Consider the following 20,229-nt stretch of genomic DNA (forward strand, 5'->3'; position numbering starts at 1 on the left):
ATCGAAGAAACCGCCCTGCAGACCAACCTTGAAGCCGCCGAAGAAATCGCCCGTCAGTTGCGCCTGCGCGACATCGGCGGCCTGATCGTCATCGACTTCATCGACATGACCCTGCCAAGAACCAGCGCGCCGTGGAAGAGAAAGTCCGCGAATGCCTGGAAGCCGACCGCGCTCGCGTGCAGATCGGCCGCATCTCGCGCTTCGGCCTGCTGGAAATGTCCCGTCAGCGCCTGCGTGACGACAGCCCGGAAGCCGCGACCAACCAGTCCAGCTACGAAATCGCTGCTGCCGCTGCCGAAGTCGAAGAAGTCCAGCCAGCCGCTGCGACCCGCACCCTGGTTCGCCAGGAAGCCGCGGTCAAGACTGCTCCGGCACGCGCCAATGCTCCGGTTCCGACCGAAGCTGCCGCCCCTGCCGCACCAGCGCCTGCGCCAGTTGCCGTACCAGAGCCTAGCCTGTTCAAAGGCCTGGTGAAGTCGCTGGTCAGCCTGTTCGCTACTAAAGAAGAGCCTGCCGCTCCGGTTGTGGTTGAAAAACCGGCTACCGAACGTCCGGCCCGCAACGAAGAGCGTCGCAACGGTCGTCAGCAGAGCCGCAACCGTAACGGTCGCCGCGATGAAGAACGCAAGCCGCGCGAAGAACGTGCACCGCGTGAAGAGCGCGCCCCACGCGAGCCGCGTGAAGAGCGTCAGCCACGTGAAGCCCGTGAAGTCCGCGAGCCGCGTGAAGCCCGCACTGAAGCCCCAGCCGCCCGCGAAGAACGCGCACCACGCGCCCCTCGTGAAGAACGTGCACCGCGCGCTCCACGCGAAGACCGCAAGCCACGTGGCGAGCGTGAAGAACGCGTGCGTGAACTGCGCGAGCCTCTGGACGCCGCTCCCGTTGCTGCGGCCGCTGCCGACGTGACCGCTGAAGAGCGTCCGGCCCGTCAGCCACGTGAAGAACGCGCTCCGCGTCCACCGCGTGAAGAGCGTCAACCGCGCGCCGAACAGGCCGCTGCTGCCGTCGCTGAAGAAGAAGTGATCAGCAATGAAGAGCAACTGCCGGAAGACGGTTCGGAGAACGCCGAAGGCGATCGCCCACGTCGTCGCTCCCGCGGCCAGCGTCGTCGCAGCAACCGTCGTGAGCGTCAGCGTGATGCCAACGGCAACGTGATCGAAGGTTCGGAAGAGTCCGAGTCCGGCGAAAACGCTGAAGCGCCGGACACTGCCGATCTGGCTGCCGGCCTGGTTGTAACCGCCGCTGTCGCCAGCACTGTGATCAGCGCTCCGGCCGAAGCACAGGCTCACGAGCAAGCCGAACGCGCCACCGCCGCTACTCTGGAAACCGCTCCAGTCGAAGCACCGGTTGTTGAAGCAACGACTCCGGTAGAAGTGACTGTTGCTCCGGAAGTCGAAGTAGCACCGGTTCGCGAAGCTCAGCCGCAGTTCGAAGCTTTTGCTGAACCTGCTGCTGAACCTGCAGTAGTCGCCGAAGCGCCAGTCGTTGTTGCAGAGCCGGTTGTCGAAACCGTCGCTGAAACCGTGACCGAAACCGTGCGTGAAGTTCGCGAAGAGCAGACCGCATTCAACTGGGTTGCCGAGCCTGCCGCCGCTGAAACACCAGCGCCTGCATTCGAAGCGCCAGTTTTTGAAGAAGCCAAGGCTACCGAACCTGCTCCAGCGCCAGTCGTTGAAGCACCGGTCGTCGAAGCGCCAGTGGTTGCCGAAGCACCTGCTCCGGTCGTTGAAGCGGCTCCGGTCAGCGCTCTGGCGCCAAACGGTCGCGCGCCAAACGACCCACGTGAAGTGCGTCGTCGCAAGCGTGAAGAAGAGCGTCTGGCGAAGGAAGCCGAACTGGCCGCCGCTGCTGCTCCGGTTGTTGCCGAGCCAGTGGTTGCTGAAGTGGTCGAGGCAGCGCCTGCACCGGTTGCTGAAGAAGCCGTGGTTGAATCGGTGATCGCTGAAGCACCACGCTCCGTTCAGGACGCGGTCGAGCACAACGAAGAGGCCCAGGAAAAAGAACACGAGCCTAAACCTCTCGTCTGATTCCTTAAGCCAATAAAAAGCCCCGCCTGATAATTCAGGCGGGGCTTTTTTATGCCTTTTGATCTTGCTGTTACTTGAACACCAACGCCTCAGGCACATCGATATCCCACAACACCCCCGGATCATCGACCACCACTTCCACCACCCTTCCCTGCTTGAACAAAGGCCTGGCCCCGCGATCACCGGACAACGCCAACAACTCCAGAGCAAACGAACGACCAAACCCCACTGGATGTCCAAATTCGCCATCCTGCACCGGCACGCTCACCGCATCGTCAGCCATCGCCGCGACCACCCGCTCGATGCTCGACGGCAAGATAAACGGCATATCTCCCAACACGATCAACCAGCCATCCACATCCGGGCAAGCCGCCACACCCGCAGCAATACTGTCGCCCATGCCAGTCGATTCAATCGAAACCACATCACAGCCATAGGCCTGCGCCATGCGCATTGCCTGCGATCGAGCCTCAGTGGTCACCAGCACGCGCTTGTCGAGGCTAGCCGGCAGGTTCACCAACACCTGCTCGATCACCGAGCGCACAGCGCCATCACGCCCGGTGCAATCGGCCAGCAATTTGTCCTTGTCCGCACCCGCCACTTGGCGAAAGCGACTGCCCTCGCCCGCCGCCAGCACAATCACACCGATGGATCGACTCATGCGCCCTCCAGTGACTTCTTCTGCTTCAATTCAACGCCGTTCTTGATCGCGACAATTTCCGCCAAAAGGGACAAAGCGATTTCCGCCGGCGAATGACTGCCGATATGCAAACCGATCGGCCCGTGCAACCGAGCGATGGCCTGTTCCGACAAACCTAGCTGAGCCAGATTCTCCCGACGCTTCTGACTATTGACCCGCGAACCCAGCGCGCCGACATAAAAGGCCGGCGAATCGAGGGCGGTCAGCAAGGCCATGTCATCCAGGCGCGGATCGTGAGTCAGCGCGACAATTGCCGTGCGCTCATCGGTCTGAATGCTCAATACCGCGTCATCCGGCATCCCTGGGACGAAACGACCGTGATGCTCTTCCCAACCGTAGACGAATTCGGTGCGCGGATCGCAGATCAGCACTTCGAAATCCAGCAACCGCGCCATGTCCGCCACGTACCGCGACAGCTGCCCGGCGCCGATCAACAGCAGACGCCAGCGCGGGCCATAAATGGCGCGCAGTACCTTGCCGTCGAACACCAAAGAATCTGACTTGCTGGCGCCAGTCAAAACCACTTCACCGGTTTCAATGTCCAGCTCACGGGCAACAATTTCATGGGCTTCGCAACGCGCGAGCAGTTCGGCAACCCATGATGGATCACCGACAAGCTCCTCGGTCAGACGCAGCGTACCGCCGCAAGGCAGGCCAAACCGCGCCGCCTCTTCGCGGGTAACGCCGTAGGTGATCAATTGCACCGGTGGCCCATCGGTAGCGATGCGCCCGTCGTGCAGGCGGGCGATCAAGTCATCCTCGACACACCCGCCCGACACCGAGCCGATCACCACGCCATCCTCACGCAATGCCAGCATGGCGCCGGGTGACCGGGGCGCGGTGCCCCAGGTCTGCACCACGCTGAACAGCACCACCCGCTGCCCGGCGCGGCGCCATTCGAGCACGCTGCGCAGGACGTTGAGGTCGACGCTGTCCATTACGCCTGCGCCTTCTGCCAGCCCTGCAACTGATAACGCACTGGCAGGTTGCGGATGCGTTGGCCGGTGGCCGCGAAAATCGCATTGCACAGCGCCGGCGCAATCGGCGGCACACCCGGTTCGCCGACACCACCCAACGGTACGTCGCCCGGTGGCGTCACCAGATGCACCGCGACTTCCTTCGGCGCCAGCGACATGCGCGCGACCTCGTACATATGGAAGTTGTCCTGCTGCACCTTGCCATCCTTGAAGCTGATCTCACCCAGCACCGCGTTACCAAGGCCCATGACGCAGGCGCCCTCGAACTGCGAACGGATGCGCTCAGGGTTGATCTGCGGCCCGCAATCGACGGCGATGTCAGCCTTGTGCACGATCAGCGTGCCATCGTCCTTGACCTCGACTTCGATTACCGCCGCCACATAGGTGACGAAGCTGTAGTGCACCGCCAGCCCCAGGCCACGACCCTTGGGTAACTTGCGACCCCAACCGGCAGCCTTGGCCGCGGTTTCCAGTACGGTGCGCATGCGCCCGGTGTCGATCGGATAGCGCTCAGGGGATTCGCCGTAGTTCCACTCTTCGCTCAAGGTGCGCGGATCGATCTGTCGATCCGGGCCAAGCAACTTGACCTGGTACTTGAGCGGATCAACACCGGCCTTGTGCGCCAGTTCATCGACAAAGCTCTGGATCGCGAACCCGTGGGGAATGTTCGACACCGAGCGATACCAGCCGACCCGCGTATGCACCGTGGCTTCGGGGTTTTCCAGGCGCACGTTGGGAATGGCATAGGCCATGTTGGTGAAACCCATGCCCAGTTCGAACGCCGCTTCATGGTTCATACCGGGAGCGAACAGCGCAGTGATGCTCGGCGCCACGGTGCGATGCAGCCAGCCGGACGGCATGCCGTCCTTGCCAACACCGGCCTTCAGGTACTCGGCGGACACGGTGTGGAAATACGAGTTGTGGATATCGTCCTCGCGCGTCCATTGCACCCGCACAGCTTTGCCAGGGAATTCTTTGGCGAGAATCGCGGCTTCAACGACGAAGTCCGGTTTTGACTTACGACCAAAACCACCGCCCAGCAGCGTCACATTGAACGTGACGTTATCGAACGGCAGGCCGAGGCGCTCAGCGATTCGCTCGCGAGTCACCTGCGGCGCCTGACTCGGTGCCCAGGCTTCGCAGACACCGTCCTTGAAACGGGCGATGGCAACCATCGGCTCCATCGGCGCCTGCGCCAGGTGCGGCAAATAATAAGAAGCTTCGAGGGTGCTGGCAGCACCGCTCAGGGCTTTATCGATATCGCCGGTATTGCGCACCACTTTGCCGGGCTTGAGTGAAGCGGCTTCCAGCTCTTTGCGATAGGCAATCGAGTCGTAACTGGCGTTCGGGCCATCGTCCCACTCGATTTTCAGCGCTTCGCGGCCCTTGATGGCCGCCCAGGTGTTACTGGCGATAACTGCCACACCGCCCAATGGCTGAAACTCTGAAGGTAGCGGGCGGCTTTCGATCTGAATGACTTTAAGCACACCGGGGACTTTCAGCGCAGCGCTGTCATCGACCGATTTGACCTTGCCGCCGTAAACCGCCGGACGGGCGATGGTCGCATACAGCATGCCGTCGAAATGCACGTCGGCGCCGTAAACCGCGCGGCCATTGACGATGTCGTCGCCGTCGATGGCTTTGGTACCTTCCTTGCCGATGTAGCGAAACTCCGACGGCTGCTTGAGGCGCAAGCTGTCGCGCGCCGGTACTGCCAAGGCACTGGCGGCGGCGGCAAGTTCGCCATAGCCCAGCTCGCGGCCGGACGGTTTGTGCAGAACTTTGTGCAACTGTGCGTGGCACTCGCCGACCGGCACTTTCCACTGCTCAGCCGCCGCTTGCTCAAGCATGGTCCGGGCAGCGGCGCCACAGCGACGCATCGGCTCGTACCAATGGCGCATGCTGCGCGAACCGTCGGTGTCCTGGTTGCCGAAGCGCACTTCATCGCCCGGCGCCTGCTGCACTTTGACCTTGGCCCAATCGGCTTCCAGCTCATCAGCGACGACCATGGTCAGGCTGGTACGCACGCCCTGGCCCATCTCGGAACGGTTGCACACCACGGTTACCGTGCCGTCAGCAGCGATGCTGACGTAGACCTTAGGATCATCGATCCAGCCGTTGGGCATGCCATCGGCACCAAATTTCTTCGGTTTATCTTCGGCCAACGCATCCTGCCAGCCCCAACTTGCCGCCAGCACCAACGCGCCGGTGGCGCTGACGCCTTTGAGAAACCCACGGCGGCTGAGGTTGCTCAGGGCGAAATCATTCGGTAGGCGACTCATGCCTTGGCCTCCTTCAGATGAGTGGAAGCCTGACGGATCGCGGTTTTGATCCGGTTGTAGGTGCCGCAGCGGCAAATGTTGCCGACCATCGCTTCTTCGATCTGCTCGTCGCTAGGGTTCGGATTGGTTTTCAGTAGCGCGGTGGCAGACATGATCTGGCCACCCTGACAGAAACCGCACTGGGCCACGGCGCTGTCGAGCCAGGCCTGCTGGACGACTTGCCCGACCGGGTCAGCATGAAGGTTGTCGATGGTGGTCACGTTCTGCCCGACCACCGAGCCGATCGGCGTGATGCAACTGCGCGCGGGCAAACCGTCGATATGAATGGTGCAGGCGCCGCACAGGCCCATGCCGCAACCGAACTTGGTGCCGTTGTAACCGGCGACGTCACGAATTGCCCAGAGCAGCGGCATGTCTTCAGTGACATCGAGGGGATGGTCTTGACCGTTGAGTTTCAGGGTAATCATGGGCACGCCCGCATATTTTTGGAGGTTATGGGGTCGAGCAATCTGCCGCCGGAAACATCAGCGGTGGGTTCGCAGATCGACTCAGGCTAGTCAGGCTCTCTTGCGCCGACGAAAACGTCTGCACCGGGCCTTTGGTGGAGCAAATGGCTGGTATCGTTAGCTCGCTAAGTTAACCCAGCATTAACAAAAAAACCCTGCACTTTTTATCAGTGCAGGGCTTTGGATGGCGCTTGGAAAGCGTAGCCTCAATAACGATTGGGCTCCATTTCCAGTTCGACATTGAAACGCTCGGAAATATCTTTCTGGATACGCTGCGCCAGATCGAGCAATTGCAGCCCCGTCGCCGCGCCGTAATTGACCAGCACCAGCGCCTGCAATTTATGCACGCCGGCATCGGCCTCACGGAAACCTTTCCAGCCTGCGCGCTCGATCAGCCAACCGGCGGCCAATTTCATCTGCCCATCCGGCTGCGCATAGGCCACCAGATCCGGGTGTTGAGCCTTGATCTGCTCAACCAGCGCCGCCGACACCAGCGGGTTCTTGAAGAAGCTGCCGGCATTGCCGAGCACCGCCGGGTCCGGGAGTTTTTCGCTGCGGATGCTGCAAATTGCGCGGCTGACGTCAGTAGGCGTCGGTTGTTCGATGCCCTGCTCGTTCAGACGCTGACGCACCGGGCCGTATTCCAGATGCAGATGTGCAGCGCGGTCGAGCTTGAAGCGCACCCGCAGAATCAGCCAACGTCCCGGCTCCTGCTTGAACAGGCTGTCGCGGTAGGCGAAGTTGCATTCCTCCAGACTGAAATCGCGCAGCTCGCCGGTCTGGCGATCCAGCGCCGTGAGCCCGGCGAACACATCCTTGATCTCGACACCGTAGGCACCGATGTTTTGCATCGGCGCAGCGCCGACGGTGCCGGGAATCAGACTGAGGTTTTCCAGCCCGGACAACCCCTGCGCCAGGGTGTGTTGCACGAACGGATGCCACGGTTCGCCGGCTTCGGCTTCGATCACCACGCGGTTGCCGTCATCACTGATCACGCGAATACCGCGAGTGGCCATGCGCAGTACCAGCGCCGGGATATCAGCGGTCAACAGCAGGTTGCTGCCACCACCGATCACCAGCAATGGCACATCGCGGGACTCGGCATACGCCAAGGCTTCGCGTACATCATCATCGCTGTGGGCTTCGGCAAACAGTTGCGCGCGAACCTCCACACCAAAACTGTTGAACGGTTTCAGGGAAACCTGCGGTTGTACCAACAAACTCATAACCGCCCCTTCACTTCGATCAACAGTTGGTCACAGGCCGCTTCGATCAGGTCAAGGACCTGCTCGAACCCCTGATCGCCGTCGTAATACGGATCAGGTACTTCATCGACCAACCCGGCATAACGACGCAGGAACAGATCCAGTTCGGCCTTGCCGGTGGACGGTTGCAACGCCTTGAGATTGCGCAGATTGCTGTTGTCCATGGCCAGGATCAGGTCATAACTGGCGAAGTCGGCACGGCTGACCTGCTGCGCGCGTTGCGCCGACAAGTCATAACCGCGCACTTTGGCTGCGGCCTGGCTGCGTTTGTCCGGCGGATTGCCGACGTGCCAGTCACCAGTGCCGGCGGAGGCCACTTCGACCTGATCCGCCAGCCCCGCTTCACGCAGTTTTTGGCGCAACACGCCTTCCGCTGTGGGTGACCGGCAGATGTTGCCCAGGCACACAAACAAAACGCGCATCAGGCCTCCAGCAGGCGACGAACGCGTTCGAGGTCTTCGACGGTGTCGACACCGGTTGGCGGTGCGATCAGCGCGTCGGCGACATGAATCCGCACGCCGTGCCACAGGGCACGCAGTTGCTCCAGGGATTCAGTGTTTTCCAGCCAGCACGGGCCCCAGCTCACGAAATCCTGGAGGAAACCGGCACGATAGGCATAAATGCCGATGTGGCGACGGTACGGCACGCCTTCTGGCAATTGCTCGCGATTCTTGGCGAACGCATCGCGCGCCCACGGCAAGGTTGCACGGCTGAAGGTCAGCGCCAGACCATTAACGTCGCTGACAACTTTGACCACGTTCGGATTGAACAGGGTCTCCACGTCTTCGATCGGCTCGGCCAAGGTGGCCATGCGCGCTTCGGTGTGGGCGGCAAGGTTGGCGGCGACCTGATCGATCACGCTCGGCGGGATCAACGGCTCGTCGCCCTGCACGTTGACCACGATCGCGTCGGCCTCAAGGCCCAGTTTCGCCGCGACTTCGGCCAGACGATCGGTGCCGGAATTGTGATCTTCACGGGTCAGCACCACTTCGGCACCAAAGCCCTTGCAGGCCTCGACGATACGCGCATCGTCGGTCGCGACGACCACGCGGCTGGCGCTGCTTTTGCTCGCCTGTTCCCAGACGTGCTGGATCATCGGCTTGCCGGCAATCAACAGCAACGGTTTACCCGGCAGCCGAGTGGAGGCGTACCGCGACGGGATGACAACGGTGAAGGCTGTGGTCATTTATCCAGGCGCTCGTCAGTGGTCAGGGTGCGGGCTTCGGTTTCGAGCATCACCGGGATGCCGTCGCGGATCGGATACGCCAGACCGGCGCCCTTACTGATCAGCTCGGTCTTGTCGGCGCTGAGCTTGAGCGGGCCTTTGCAGATAGGGCACGCGAGGATATCGAGCAATTTGGTGTCCATGAACATTCCCTGGAATAAAGAGTTAAGGCAAAAGCCGATCCGGTAACAGACGCATCAGTTGGATGTCGAACCAGGCCACAAAGGCCGGCGACGGCACCGCATCGACCGCCAGATACCACCAGTCGGCAGCAGCGAAGGCACGGCACTTCACCGCGTCCTTTTCGGTCATCACCAACGGCAATGACGGCGTGAAATTCAAGGCCTGCACGCTGTACTCGGCGTGGTCGGCAAACGCATGGGGGACTGGGCGCCAGTCTAGCGCTTCGAGGGTATTGAAGAAACGTTGCGGATTGCCAATCCCGGCGACCGCATGCACGCTTTGACCGGCAGAAAAATGATCGAGCGGCTTGCGCTCGCCACTGCGCAGATTGACCAGCGCGGTGGGTTGCAGGCGGAAGGCGAACCCGTCCTCGCGATCGTCCGTCGCGCCGTTGAACAGCACGCCGTCGACGCTTTGCAAACGTTCGATCGGCTCGCGCAATGGCCCGGCGGGCAGGCAACGCTTATTGCCCAGACCCCGGGCGGCGTCAATCAACACCAGTTCCAGATCCCGGCCTAGGCGGTAATGCTGCATACCGTCGTCGGACAGGATCAGGTCCAGCGGTTCGCTGGCGAGCAAGGCTTTGACCGCCGCGCTGCGATCAGGATCGATCATCAGCGGCACGCCGGTGCGCTGGACGATCAGCAATGGCTCGTCGCCTGCAATGTCAGCGCTTTGCTCCGCTTCGACCCGCCACGGCAGTTGCGGCGGTTTGGCGCCGTAGCCACGGCTGACCACACCGACGCGCAAACCACGGCGCCGGCAATGTTCGATGAGCCAGAGGATCATTGGCGTCTTGCCGGTGCCGCCGACAGTGATATTGCCCACCACGATCAACGGCACTGGCGGCTGATAGATTTCGCCCTCGCCATCGAGAAAGCGCTGACGCTTGCCCACGACGACGCGGCGATAGAGCATTTCCAGCGGCCGCAACAGCGTCAGGGCCGGGTGCCCCTGATACCACGCGGCGAGCAAACGATCAGACAGGCTCATCAGGATTTGGGCGCCGCCTCGACCGTGGTCATGCGCAGATGGCTGAAACCGAGCTTGCCGGCCGCGTCCATGGCGGTGATCACCGATTGATGCTGAGTCTTGCCATCAGCGCTGATCGACAACGGCATATTGGTGTCACCGTTGGATTCCTTCTGCATGGCTTCCATCAAAGTCGGCAGATCGCTTTTTGGCAGAATCTTGTTGTTCACCGAAAACACGCCCTCGGCGCTGATGGCGACGTCGATCTGCTTGACCTGCTGATCTTCGGCCGGCGAACCACTGACCGCTTCGGGCAGATCGACACGCAACTGGGTCTCGCGGGTAAACGTAGTGGTCACGACGAAAAACAGCAGCAGGATGAACACCACGTCGATCAGCGACGCGAGGTTGATGTCCACGGTTTCCCGGGGCTTGCGACGGAATTTCACGCGCGGCCCTCGGCCAGGTCGACGTCACGGTCGCCCTGCACCACTTCAACCAGTTTGATTGCTTCCTGCTCCATGCCCACCACCAACTCATCGATGCGACGTTGCAGGAAACGGTGGAAGAACACCGCCGGAATACCCACCATCAGGCCTGCCGCAGTGGTGATCAGCGCTTTGGAAATACCGCCGGCCAGCACCGAAGCATTAGTGGTCATGCCTGATCCGGTAAAAGCACTGAAAATATCGATCATGCCCAACACTGTACCCAACAGACCCAACAACGGCGCCATGGCAGCGATGGTGCCGAGCGCATTGACGTAGCGCTCGAGCTCATGGATCACCCGGCCTGCGGCTTCTTCGATGCACTCTTTCATGATCTCGCGACCATGCTTGGAGTTGGCCAGGCCCGCCGCGAGAATTTCACCCAGCGGCGAATTGGCGCGCAATTCCTTGAGTTTTTCTTTATTGAGCTGTTTGTCCTTGATCCAGACCCAGACCTGGCCCAGCAGATGCTCGGGGGTAACGCGGCTGGCGCGCAGGGTCCACAGGCGCTCGGCGACAATCGCCATGGCCGCGATGGAACTCAGAATGATCGGCAACATCATCCAGCCGCCGGATTTGACCAATTCCCACACAGTGACAGTCCCCTCGAAAAAGTGCGCCACTTTACCATACCGGTTCGCGATTAAGACCCGCCGCTCCGACGACCGTGATACCGCATTCGTGCGCCCCCCGATCAACGGGCAAAAGCGGGCGGATCACGCCAGAAGCGTCGCTGTTGGCGCATTGTCCTGGGCGGTTTGAAGGTACCGAGTTGCAGATGAATGGCGCCATGCACGGCGCTGTCGTAGATGCGCAGACCCTGTTTGCGATAGCGGGCGAGCACGGTGGGGTGCGGATGCCCGAAGGAATTGCCGTGGCCTCGAGAAATCAGCACAGCGTCGGGGTTCAAGGCTTTGAGCAAGGCCATTGAAGAGGAACTGCGACTGCCGTGGTGCGGCGCTTGCAGCCATTGCGTAGGCACCGCCAATGGACTTTCCAGCAAGACGCGCTCGGCATGGGTGTCGATATCACCGGTCAACAGCAGGCGCTCACCATTAGCCTCGATCTGCAATACGCAGGAGCGCTGATTACTGTCGTGGGCATCCGACCATTGCCAGAGCTGAAAACTGACGCCATCCCAGAGCCACTGGCGTGCGCTTTCGCAGGCTTCGGCATTCAATTCGGCGGGCAATCCCGGTGGGTCACCACTGATGACTCGATCCACCTTCAAGCTACGCGCCACTGCCAGGGCCCCACCGGCATGATCGGCATCGGCGTGGCTGAGCAGCATCAAATCAAGTTTCTCGACCCTCAATTTGCGCAAGGCCGGCAGCACAACACGCTCACCGAGATCGAAATCACCGAAACGCGGCCCGGCGTCGTAAAGCAAGGTGTGATGCCGGGTGCGGATCAGAATCGCCAGCCCCTGACCAACATCGAGCTGCCAGATATCGGCCAATCCTGCGTCCAGTCGCTCTCTTGGCGGTACCACAAGGACTAGCAGCAAGGGCCAACCCAGCGGACGCAGCGGCACCCCACGGGGCAATAGCAGCAGCACGGCACCGAGACTGCCGATGGCCAACGCCCACATGGGAATCGACGGCGCAATCCACGCGGGCCAGTGCCCGGCGATTACCGCCAGCCCCTGAAATAGCCAGTCGATCAAACCACCGGACAGCCACAACAGCCCCTCACCGACATACGGCACCGGCAGCAACAACGTTCCGAGCAGTGCCGGTGGCAACACCACCAGGCTGACCCAGGGCACTGCGAGCAAATTCGCCAACGGCCCACTGAGACTGATCGGCAGGTTCAGCGCCATCAGCACCGGACACAAACCGATCGCAATCAGCCATTGCGCCCGCGTCCACGTCTGCCACCAGCGCCACGCCCCGAGGCGACCGCCAAAAGTGAAGACAAGCACCGCCACCGCCGCGAAGGACAGCCAAAAACCGGGCCGTAAACTGGCCAGCGGATCGAGCAACAGCACGCAGTTGAACGCCAACAACAGCGGCCACCACGCGCCGAGATGGCGAAAACGCAGGCGCCATAACAGCACCAGCCCGACCATCACGCAGGCCCGGCGCACTGGCACATCAAATCCGGCGAGCAGCCCGTAACCGAGCGCGGCAGCGAATGCCAGACCACAGGCCCACGGCAGCCAAGGCCAACGCAACGGCCACAGCCCATATCGGGCCAACCCGGCGACCAGCAAGTACATCACCGCCGCCAACATGCCGATGTGCTGGCCGGAGATCACCAGCAAATGCACGGTGCCGGTGTCCTGCAGGATCTGCCAATCCTCGCGACTGAGCCCGGAGCCATCGCCCAGTACCAAGGCCGCCAACGCGCCTGCCCGCCCCTGGGCGTCCACCTCAAGCAAACGCTGACGAATGCTGTCGCGCCACGCCCATCGCGCTTCGCTCAGGCGCTGGCCATCCTTGATCGTGCCGGTTGCGCCGATGCGTTGCGCCAGCAACCAGGCTTCGTAATCGAAGGCATCAGCATTGAGTAAACCGCCAGGACGCTTGAGCTTGACCGCCAGGCGCCAGCGTTCGCCACTGTTGACCGGCGGCCCGGCGTACCACGCCAGACGCATCAGCGGCGGCAGTTTGCCGTGACGCGAGCGCGCATCAGCCAATTCAAAACGCACCACACCTTCGCTGATTTGCGGCAAGCCGACCACCCGCCCTTCAAGCCAGCGGGTCTCACCGTCGAGTTTGACCGGCAATCGATCATTCAATGCCCATTGCGCGCCGACACAGGCCCAAGTGAACCCAAACAGCAAAAAAGCCAATGGATAGCTGCGAAACGGCAGCAACATCAAACCGGCGATCGGCAACAACAGCAACAACCAGACCGGCGGTAACGCCGGCATAAAAACAGAGGCAAGCAGACCGACTGCCAGCGCCATCATCCCTGTGCGCATAAGCCCGTCCTTGAGAGTCCCGCTCTTAGGCATAGCGGCTCTTTCGCACGACCGTCGTCAACAATTGTCACAAAGTCTGAATGGGGGCTTCGTAGAATCCAGACATACTTGCCGCCTTAACCGACCGAGAAGCCTTATGCCCCGGCGCTTATTCAAACGTTACATGCCCGACCCGACGAGCATCAGGGAACACAAATCCTTACGCTTTCTCGGCAAGTTGCTGCATGACCCGAACCTCTGGCACCTCAATCGTCACTCGGTGGCTCGCGCGATGGCGGTCGGGCTGTTTGCTGCGTTTCTGCCGATTCCGGCGCAGATGCTGGTTGCAGCAGCGCTGGCCATCATCGTGCGTGGCAACATGCCAATCGCCGTCAGCCTAGTCTGGCTGACTAATCCGATCACCATGCCCGCGGTGTTTTTCTGCACCTATCAGGCCGGGGCGTGGTTGATGGATGTGCCGGCACGGCATCTGCCGGATGAGTTGACGTGGGAATGGATCAGCGGCGAGCTGTCGACGTTGTGGCAACCGTTTTTGCTGGGTTCGGTGGTGGTAGGGCTGGTGCTTGGTGCCCTCGCCTATTGCGCGGTGATGATGTATTGGCGCTGGTGGGTAGCGCGGCAATGGGCACGGCGCAAGAAGAAACGAATGTCGTGAATGCAAAACGGCCTCCGCAATGGGAGGCCGTTTTTTTGTGCTGCCTGGACTGACGCCATCAATCCTACAGGGATCTTAAGTACGCATCCCGCGCCCACTCACCAGCAACCGCGCGCAACCGAAATACAGCACCACGGTCGCTACCAGCATGAAGGTGATCGCAATGCCGATGCGGATATCCGACACCCCGAGAATGCCGTAGCGAAAGGCGTTGACCATGTGCAACACCGGGTTGGCCAGCGATACGGTCTGCCAGAAAGGCGGCAGCAGAGTGATCGAGTAGAACACGCCACCCAGGTAGGTCAGCGGCGTCAGCACGAACGTCGGGATGATCGAAATGTCATCGAAGTTGCGTGCAAACACGGCGTTGATGAAACCCAGCAACGAGAAGATTGTTGCCGTCAGTACCACCACCAGTATTGTCACACCCAGGTGATGCACCTGCAAATGGGTGAAGAACAGCGACAGGATGGTCACGATGACGCCGACCATCAACCCGCGCAGCACGCCACCACAGGTGTAGCCAATCAGGATCGTGTGCGGCGACACCGGCGAGACCATCAACTCTTCGATGGAACGCTGGAATTTGCTGCCGAAGAAACTCGACACCACGTTGCCGTATGAGTTGGTGATCACCGACATCATGATCAGCCCCGGCACGATGTACTCCATGTAGGTGAAGCCACCCATGTCGCCGATCTGCCGGCCGATCAGGTTGCCGAAGATCACGAAGTACAGAACCATGGTGATCGCCGGCGGCAGCAACGTCTGCGGCCAGATCCGGGTAAAGCGTTTGACCTCGCGGTAAACGATGGTTTGGAGTGCGACGAGGTTGGGACGGAACTCGGAACTCATACCGCCACCTTCGACAGATTTTTCTCCACCAGGGACACGAACAGCTCCTCAAGGCGATTGGTTTTGTTACGCAGGCTCAGCACTTCGATGTTCTGCAGGGCCAGTTGGCCGAACAGCGCGGTGATGCCCATGGACTTGTCGACCTGGACTTCCAGGGTATGGCTGTCGATCAACCGGGCGGGATAGCCGATCAATTGCGGCGCGGCATTCAAGTCGTTTTTCAGGTCCAGCAGGAAGGTTTCAACGTGCAACTGGCCCAGCAGTTGTTTCATGCTGGTATTTTCGACGATCGTGCCGTGGTCGATGATGCCGATGTTGCGGCATAACTGCTCAGCCTCTTCCAGATAGTGCGTGGTGAGGATGATGGTGATGCCTTTCTGATTCAGTTCGGTGAGGAACGTCCACATCGAACGGCGCAGCTCGATGTCGACCCCGGCAGTCGGTTCGTCGAGGATCAGCAGGCGCGGTTCATGCACCAGCGCACGGGCAATCATCAAGCGACGCTTCATGCCGCCGGACAGCGAACGCGACGGCACATCACGCTTGTCCCACAGGCCGAGCTGGGTCAGGTACTGCTCGGCGCGTTCCTTGGCGATCTTCGCCGGAATGCCGTAGTAACCGGCCTGGGTCACGACGATATCGAACGTTTTTTCGAACTGGTTGAAGTTGAATTCCTGGGGCACCACGCCGATCGAGCGCTTGAGCGCTGCCGGGTTCTTGTCCAGGTCATTGCCAAAGATATTCACCGTGCCGCTGGTCTTGTTCACCAGTGTCGAGAGAATGCCGATGGTCGTGGATTTGCCGGCACCGTTGGGGCCGAGCAAGGCGAAGAAGTCACCTTCGGCGACGTCCAGATCGATACCACTCAAGGCCTGGAACCCGTTGCCGTAGGTTTTGGTTAGCTGCCGGATGGACAGAGCGGAACTCATATCTGATTTACGCACCATGGTGAAGGGAAGAAAGACATAAATAAGGGCGGGCGGCGAGGGATACAACCGCGGCGCACGAGCGCAATGGTGCTTGCCGTCGCCGCACAAGTACAGTCAAGTGTGTCGATAGTAGGTATTAAGTCAACGCGGTCATGACTGCTTTCTGATACGCCGGACGCTGTTTCAGGCGCTCGTACCAGGCTTGCAGATTCGGTTGTGCCGCGCGTTCGACAGGCATCTCGAACCAGGCATAAATGAAACTGCCGAGCGGAATATCGCCCATGCCGATTTCGTTGCCGGACAAGTACGGTTGGCTGGCAAGTGCCTGATCGGCCATGCTCAGCAACTCATTACATTCTTTAATCGCGGCATTGATGGCGGGCCAATCCTGTTTGTCCACCGGGGTACGCAACACGCCCCAGAACACTGTGCGGAACGGCCCGGCAAAACTCGAGGTGGTCCAGTCCATCCACTTGTCGGCGGTGGCCCGGGCCTGTGCATCCGCCGGATACCACGCGCTATCGGGCGCATGTTTGGCTAGCAGATAGCGGACGATGGCGTTGGATTCCCACAGCACGAAGCCGTCATCTTCAATCACCGGCACCCGACCGTTCGGGTTCATCGCGCGGTACTCGGGTGTGTCGACCACGCCGAACGCACCACCGGCATCAATCGCCTCGTAAGCCAGGCCCAATTCCTCGGCAGCCCACAGTGGCTTCCTGACATTCGATGAGTTTTTCCGTCCCCAGATCTTCAGCATGACCGCCTCTTTGCAAATGAGTGGGCAGGCAGCATACGCCGGATCAGACGAGCCTGACATCACTGTGCATGTCACCCAACAGTTGCGGCTGATGATCACCGAACAGGTGTGGATAGCACTTCTCCAGGTGTTCAAAGAAGAAGGTTTCCGGCACATCGGCGAACTGGCCGTGATCGACCAGATACTCCATCAGTTGCGCGCCGTCACGGTTGAACGGGTGGAAAACGCTGTCGTTGATGCCGTCGAACTCCAGCGGTGCCACATTGAACAATTCGCAGAGTTTCTGGTTGAACGCCGGTGTTGCCTTGACCCAGCGACCATTGAGAAACAACTCGGTATAGCCATGCATGGCGAACATATCGCTTTTCAGAAGCTCAAGCAGACGCGGGGTCGACAGATGATTGCGGACATCGGCCAGACCGATGCGCGCCGGGATTCCACAATGTCGAGCACACCCGGCGAGCAGCGTGGCTTTCGGCACGCAGTAGCTTTCCCCTGTCGCCAGCGCATAGCTGCCGCGCAACGTTTGCGGATCGCGACTGAAGGTGTAAGGGTTGTAGCGCACCGCCTCACGCACCGCGCAATACAGACTGACCGCCTGCGCGAGTGGATCGCGGCTGGCACCACGATGCATTTCGGCGAACTCCACCACCGCCGGGTGGTCACTATCGATGAAGCGGCCGGGACTCAGATACTCGTGCATGACGACAGATCTCCTGGGTGAGCCCCGAGTCTAGCGACAGCTCAAGCACAGAGATAACGACGTTTCGGCCAAACTTGGACGCAAAGACGCGGGACTGGCGAACGATTTCCCACACGCGTTGCCCACCGAACCTACGAAAACCGTCCGGGGTTTCCCACGATTTCAATCACCTTGCTCTGACCACCCGCTTTTGCAGATGCCGTCTAAGCTCTGGAGGGTCGATTTGCCTTGGTTCACGGAGGACTGAAATATGCTGTTGTTGTGGATACTGGTTTTGATCGTTGGCGTGGCGTATCTCGCCCACCGGCGCATCGCCCCGCTGCCCGCGTTGGGCATCGTTGCCGTCTACCTGCTGGCAATGGGGATTTTCAGTCACGCGCCGGGCTGGCTGCTGCTGGTGTTCTGGGTCGTCCTGGCGGTGGTTGCCGCGCCGCTGCTGCTGCCCGACCTGCGTCGCAAACACTTCACTGCGCCGCTGTTCAACTGGTTCCAGAAAACCCTGCCACCGATGTCGCAGACCGAACGCGACGCGATCGATGCCGGCACGGTCTGGTGGGACGGTGAACTGTTCAGCGGCCGTCCGGACTGGGACAAACTGCTGTCCTATCCCAAGGTGCAATTGAGCGAAGAAGAGCAGGCCTTTATCGACGGCCCGACCGAAGAACTCTGTGCGATGGTCACTGACTGGCAGATCGGCCAGTCGATGGATCTGCCCCCAGAAGCGTGGACGCACATCAAGGAACACGGTTTCTTCGCCCTGATCATTCCCAAGGAATTCGGCGGTAAAGGCTTCTCCGCCTACGCTCACTCCCAAGTAGCGATGAAACTCGCCACCCGCAGCGGCGATCTCGCGTCCACGGTCATGGTGCCCAACTCGCTAGGCCCAGCCGAATTGCTGCTGCATTACGGCACTGACGAGCAACGCAATCACTATCTGCCGCGGCTCGCCCGTGGCGATGACATCCCGTGCTTCGCCCTCACCGGCCCGCTCGCTGGTTCGGACGCCGGCGCAATGCCCGACACCGGGATCATCTGCAAAGGTCAGTGGGAGGGTCAGGAAGTCCTTGGCCTGCGCCTGAACTGGGAAAAGCGCTACATCACCCTCGGCCCGGTGGCCACCCTGCTCGGCCTGGCCTTCAAAGCGTATGACCCGGATCACCTGCTGGGTGACAAGGAAGACCTCGGCATCAGTCTGGCGCTGATTCCGACCGATACCGCGGGCGTGGAAATCGGCCGTCGGCACCTGCCGCTGGGCGCTGCGTTCATGAACGGCCCGAACTCGGGCAAAGACGTGTTCATCCCGCTGGACTTCCTCATCGGTGGTCAGGAGATGCTCGGCAAAGGCTGGATGATGCTGATGAACTGCCTGTCGGTCGGGCGTTCGATCTCGCTCCCGGCGGTCGGCACCGGCGCGGCCAAGTTCACCAGTCTGGTGACCGGGCAATATGCGCAGATTCGCGAGCAGTTCAATGTACCGCTGTCGGCCTTCGAAGGTATTCAAGAGGCGATGGCGCGTATCGGCGGCAACGCCTGGATGATGGACGCCGCACGCATGCTCACCGCCAACGCGGTGGATCTGGGCGAGAAACCGTCGGTGCTGTCGGCGATCCTCAAGTACCACCTCACCGAACGCGGTCGCGAGTGCATCAGCCACGCCATGGATGTGCACGGTGGCAAGGCGATCATCATGGGCCCGAACAACTACCTTGGGCGCAGCTGGAACGGTGCGCCGATTTTCATCACCGTGGAAGGTGCGAACATTCTGTCGCGCAACCTGATGATCTTCGGTCAGGGCGCGATTCGCTGCCATCCGTTCGTGCTCAAGGAAATGGCCCTCGCCGGTCGCGAGGACAAGGATCAGGCGCTGAAAGAGTTCGACGGCCTGCTGCTCAAACACATCGGGTTCGCCGTGAGCAATGCCGCCAGCACGCTGGTGCTGAACCTGGGTATCGGCCACTTCGAACACGCGCCGGGGGACAAAATCAGCCAAGGCTACTTCCGCGCACTCAATCGTCAGGCCGCGGCGTTCGCGATGCTGGCCGACTTCAGCATGATGTTGCTGGGTGGCGAACTGAAACGTCGCGAACGCTTGTCGGCACGTCTGGGCGATGTATTGAGCAACCTGTATCTGGCCTCCGCCGCGCTCAAGCGTTATCACGATCTGGATTCGCCGGCGTACATGGAGCCGCTGTTCCGCTGGGCGATGGAAGAAAGCCTCGGCCAGTCGGAACGCGCACTGGATGAACTGCTGAGAAACTTCCCGAACAAAGTCTTCGGCTGTGTATTGCGGGTCATCGTGTTCCCGTTCGGTCGTCGTCACAAAGGCCCGTCGGACAAACTCGGTGCCGAGGTAGCAGGTGTCATTGGCCGTGCCAAGGGTGATCCGGCACTGGAAGAACTGCTTGCCGGCTGCTATCGCCCGCAATCGGCAGACGATGCAGTGGGTGCCCTGCAGCACGCAAGCGACTTGCTGCACGCCGCGCAATCGCTGCATAAAAAACTGCACACGTCGCTGAAAAGCGGTCAGGTCAAACCGGCCGCAGGCGAACACGCTATCGATGCGGCTTTGGAGGCCGGCGTGTTACAACCGGTGGAAGCGCAGAGCTTGCGCGATGCCGAAGCGGCGCGGCGCAAGGTGATCGACGTCGATGACTTCGACAAAGAGGAGCTGACGCTGGCTGAGGGGAAAGTCCGCTGATCCCTTCCAACGTATAGCTGTTTATTTGTGAAAAATGGGCGCGGGCGCTTTATACTCCCGCGCCCGTTTTGCTCT

18 protein-coding genes and 1 pseudogene are annotated in these 20,229 nt (G+C 60.9%); 3 read left to right on the plus strand and 16 right to left on the minus strand.

Annotation, left to right across the window (positions count from 1 at the left end; all coding sequences use genetic code 11):
- Positions 1-2,027: pseudogene (locus ACIOVB_RS18500) on the plus strand (ribonuclease E/G); the annotation flags it as partial.
- Positions 2,028-2,097: 70 nt separating this feature from the next.
- On the opposite strand, the gene ACIOVB_RS18505 reads toward ACIOVB_RS18500, so the two are convergent.
- The 12 genes from ACIOVB_RS18505 to ACIOVB_RS18560 form a co-directional block, all read right to left on the minus strand.
- On the minus strand, positions 2,098-2,688 hold the full coding sequence (locus ACIOVB_RS18505) for a nucleotidyltransferase family protein (protein WP_401270125.1): 591 nt from the start codon (positions 2,686-2,688) through the stop codon (positions 2,098-2,100).
- Positions 2,685-3,665 (minus strand): XdhC family protein, encoded by a 981-nt coding sequence (locus ACIOVB_RS18510; RefSeq protein WP_401270127.1) that lies wholly within the window; start codon positions 3,663-3,665, stop codon positions 2,685-2,687. The genes ACIOVB_RS18505 and ACIOVB_RS18510 overlap by 4 nt, the downstream gene beginning before the upstream one ends.
- Positions 3,665-5,986 carry a molybdopterin cofactor-binding domain-containing protein gene (locus tag ACIOVB_RS18515; RefSeq protein WP_401270130.1) on the minus strand — a complete coding sequence of 774 codons (2,322 nt, stop codon included), beginning with the start codon at positions 5,984-5,986 and terminating at the stop codon, positions 3,665-3,667. The genes ACIOVB_RS18510 and ACIOVB_RS18515 overlap by 1 nt, the downstream gene beginning before the upstream one ends.
- On the minus strand, positions 5,983-6,453 hold the full coding sequence (locus tag ACIOVB_RS18520) for a (2Fe-2S)-binding protein (protein WP_123466814.1): 471 nt from the start codon (positions 6,451-6,453) through the stop codon (positions 5,983-5,985). The genes ACIOVB_RS18515 and ACIOVB_RS18520 overlap by 4 nt, the downstream gene beginning before the upstream one ends.
- A gap of 245 nt (positions 6,454-6,698) precedes the next feature.
- Entirely contained in the window at positions 6,699-7,718 is a 1,020-nt protein-coding gene (gene murB, locus ACIOVB_RS18525; protein ID WP_401270134.1) for a UDP-N-acetylmuramate dehydrogenase, read from the minus strand.
- Positions 7,715-8,179, minus strand: coding sequence for a low molecular weight protein-tyrosine-phosphatase (locus tag ACIOVB_RS18530; RefSeq protein WP_305439152.1), 465 nt, complete (start codon positions 8,177-8,179; stop codon positions 7,715-7,717). The genes murB and ACIOVB_RS18530 overlap by 4 nt, the downstream gene beginning before the upstream one ends.
- A complete protein-coding gene (gene kdsB / locus ACIOVB_RS18535; RefSeq protein WP_187677806.1) occupies positions 8,179-8,943 on the minus strand; it encodes a 3-deoxy-manno-octulosonate cytidylyltransferase in 765 nt (254 codons plus the stop codon). The genes ACIOVB_RS18530 and kdsB overlap by 1 nt, the downstream gene beginning before the upstream one ends.
- Positions 8,940-9,125: a Trm112 family protein gene (locus ACIOVB_RS18540; protein WP_187677807.1), complete on the minus strand. Its 186-nt coding sequence runs from the start codon at positions 9,123-9,125 to the stop codon at positions 8,940-8,942. Before ACIOVB_RS18540 ends, kdsB begins: the two co-directional genes overlap by 4 nt.
- A 22-nt stretch (positions 9,126-9,147) precedes the next feature.
- Positions 9,148-10,158, minus strand: a complete 1,011-nt coding sequence (gene lpxK, locus ACIOVB_RS18545) for a tetraacyldisaccharide 4'-kinase (RefSeq protein ID WP_401270138.1) — start codon at positions 10,156-10,158, stop codon at positions 9,148-9,150.
- Positions 10,158-10,586 (minus strand): ExbD/TolR family protein, encoded by a 429-nt coding sequence (locus tag ACIOVB_RS18550; RefSeq protein WP_401270141.1) that lies wholly within the window; start codon positions 10,584-10,586, stop codon positions 10,158-10,160. Before ACIOVB_RS18550 ends, lpxK begins: the two co-directional genes overlap by 1 nt.
- Positions 10,583-11,218, minus strand: a complete 636-nt coding sequence (locus ACIOVB_RS18555; RefSeq protein ID WP_167394894.1) for a MotA/TolQ/ExbB proton channel family protein — start codon at positions 11,216-11,218, stop codon at positions 10,583-10,585. The genes ACIOVB_RS18550 and ACIOVB_RS18555 overlap by 4 nt, the downstream gene beginning before the upstream one ends.
- Before the next feature lie 101 nt (positions 11,219-11,319).
- Positions 11,320-13,554: a DNA internalization-related competence protein ComEC/Rec2 gene (locus ACIOVB_RS18560; RefSeq protein ID WP_401270143.1), complete on the minus strand. Its 2,235-nt coding sequence runs from the start codon at positions 13,552-13,554 to the stop codon at positions 11,320-11,322.
- A gap of 136 nt (positions 13,555-13,690) precedes the next feature.
- On the opposite strand from ACIOVB_RS18560, the gene ACIOVB_RS18565 reads away from it, so the two are divergent.
- Positions 13,691-14,209 carry a DUF2062 domain-containing protein gene (locus ACIOVB_RS18565; RefSeq protein ID WP_187677811.1) on the plus strand — a complete coding sequence of 173 codons (519 nt, stop codon included), beginning with the start codon at positions 13,691-13,693 and terminating at the stop codon, positions 14,207-14,209.
- Positions 14,210-14,284: 75 nt separating this feature from the next.
- Here ACIOVB_RS18565 and ACIOVB_RS18570 read toward each other — a convergent pair whose 3' ends face one another.
- From ACIOVB_RS18570 to ACIOVB_RS18585, 4 genes are all read right to left on the minus strand, one after another.
- Positions 14,285-15,064, minus strand: coding sequence for an ABC transporter permease (locus ACIOVB_RS18570; protein WP_187677812.1), 780 nt, complete (start codon positions 15,062-15,064; stop codon positions 14,285-14,287).
- Positions 15,061-15,993, minus strand: coding sequence for an ABC transporter ATP-binding protein (locus ACIOVB_RS18575; RefSeq protein WP_187677813.1), 933 nt, complete (start codon positions 15,991-15,993; stop codon positions 15,061-15,063). Before ACIOVB_RS18575 ends, ACIOVB_RS18570 begins: the two co-directional genes overlap by 4 nt.
- A gap of 136 nt (positions 15,994-16,129) precedes the next feature.
- Complete coding sequence (locus ACIOVB_RS18580) at positions 16,130-16,753, minus strand: glutathione S-transferase family protein (RefSeq protein WP_401270148.1); 624 nt, start codon at positions 16,751-16,753, stop codon at positions 16,130-16,132.
- Positions 16,754-16,796: 43 nt separating this feature from the next.
- The gene (locus ACIOVB_RS18585; RefSeq protein WP_401270151.1) at positions 16,797-17,456 is read right to left on the minus strand and encodes a transglutaminase family protein; all 660 of its coding nucleotides are present in this window, start codon (positions 17,454-17,456) and stop codon (positions 16,797-16,799) included.
- 250 nt (positions 17,457-17,706) lie between these two features.
- On the opposite strand from ACIOVB_RS18585, the gene ACIOVB_RS18590 reads away from it, so the two are divergent.
- Positions 17,707-20,154 carry an acyl-CoA dehydrogenase gene (locus tag ACIOVB_RS18590; protein ID WP_401270153.1) on the plus strand — a complete coding sequence of 816 codons (2,448 nt, stop codon included), beginning with the start codon at positions 17,707-17,709 and terminating at the stop codon, positions 20,152-20,154.
- Positions 20,155-20,229: the final 75 nt, after the last annotated feature.

The organism is Pseudomonas sp. NPDC087639, assembly GCF_044743385.1.
Taxonomy (GTDB): Bacteria; Pseudomonadota; Gammaproteobacteria; order Pseudomonadales; family Pseudomonadaceae; genus Aquipseudomonas.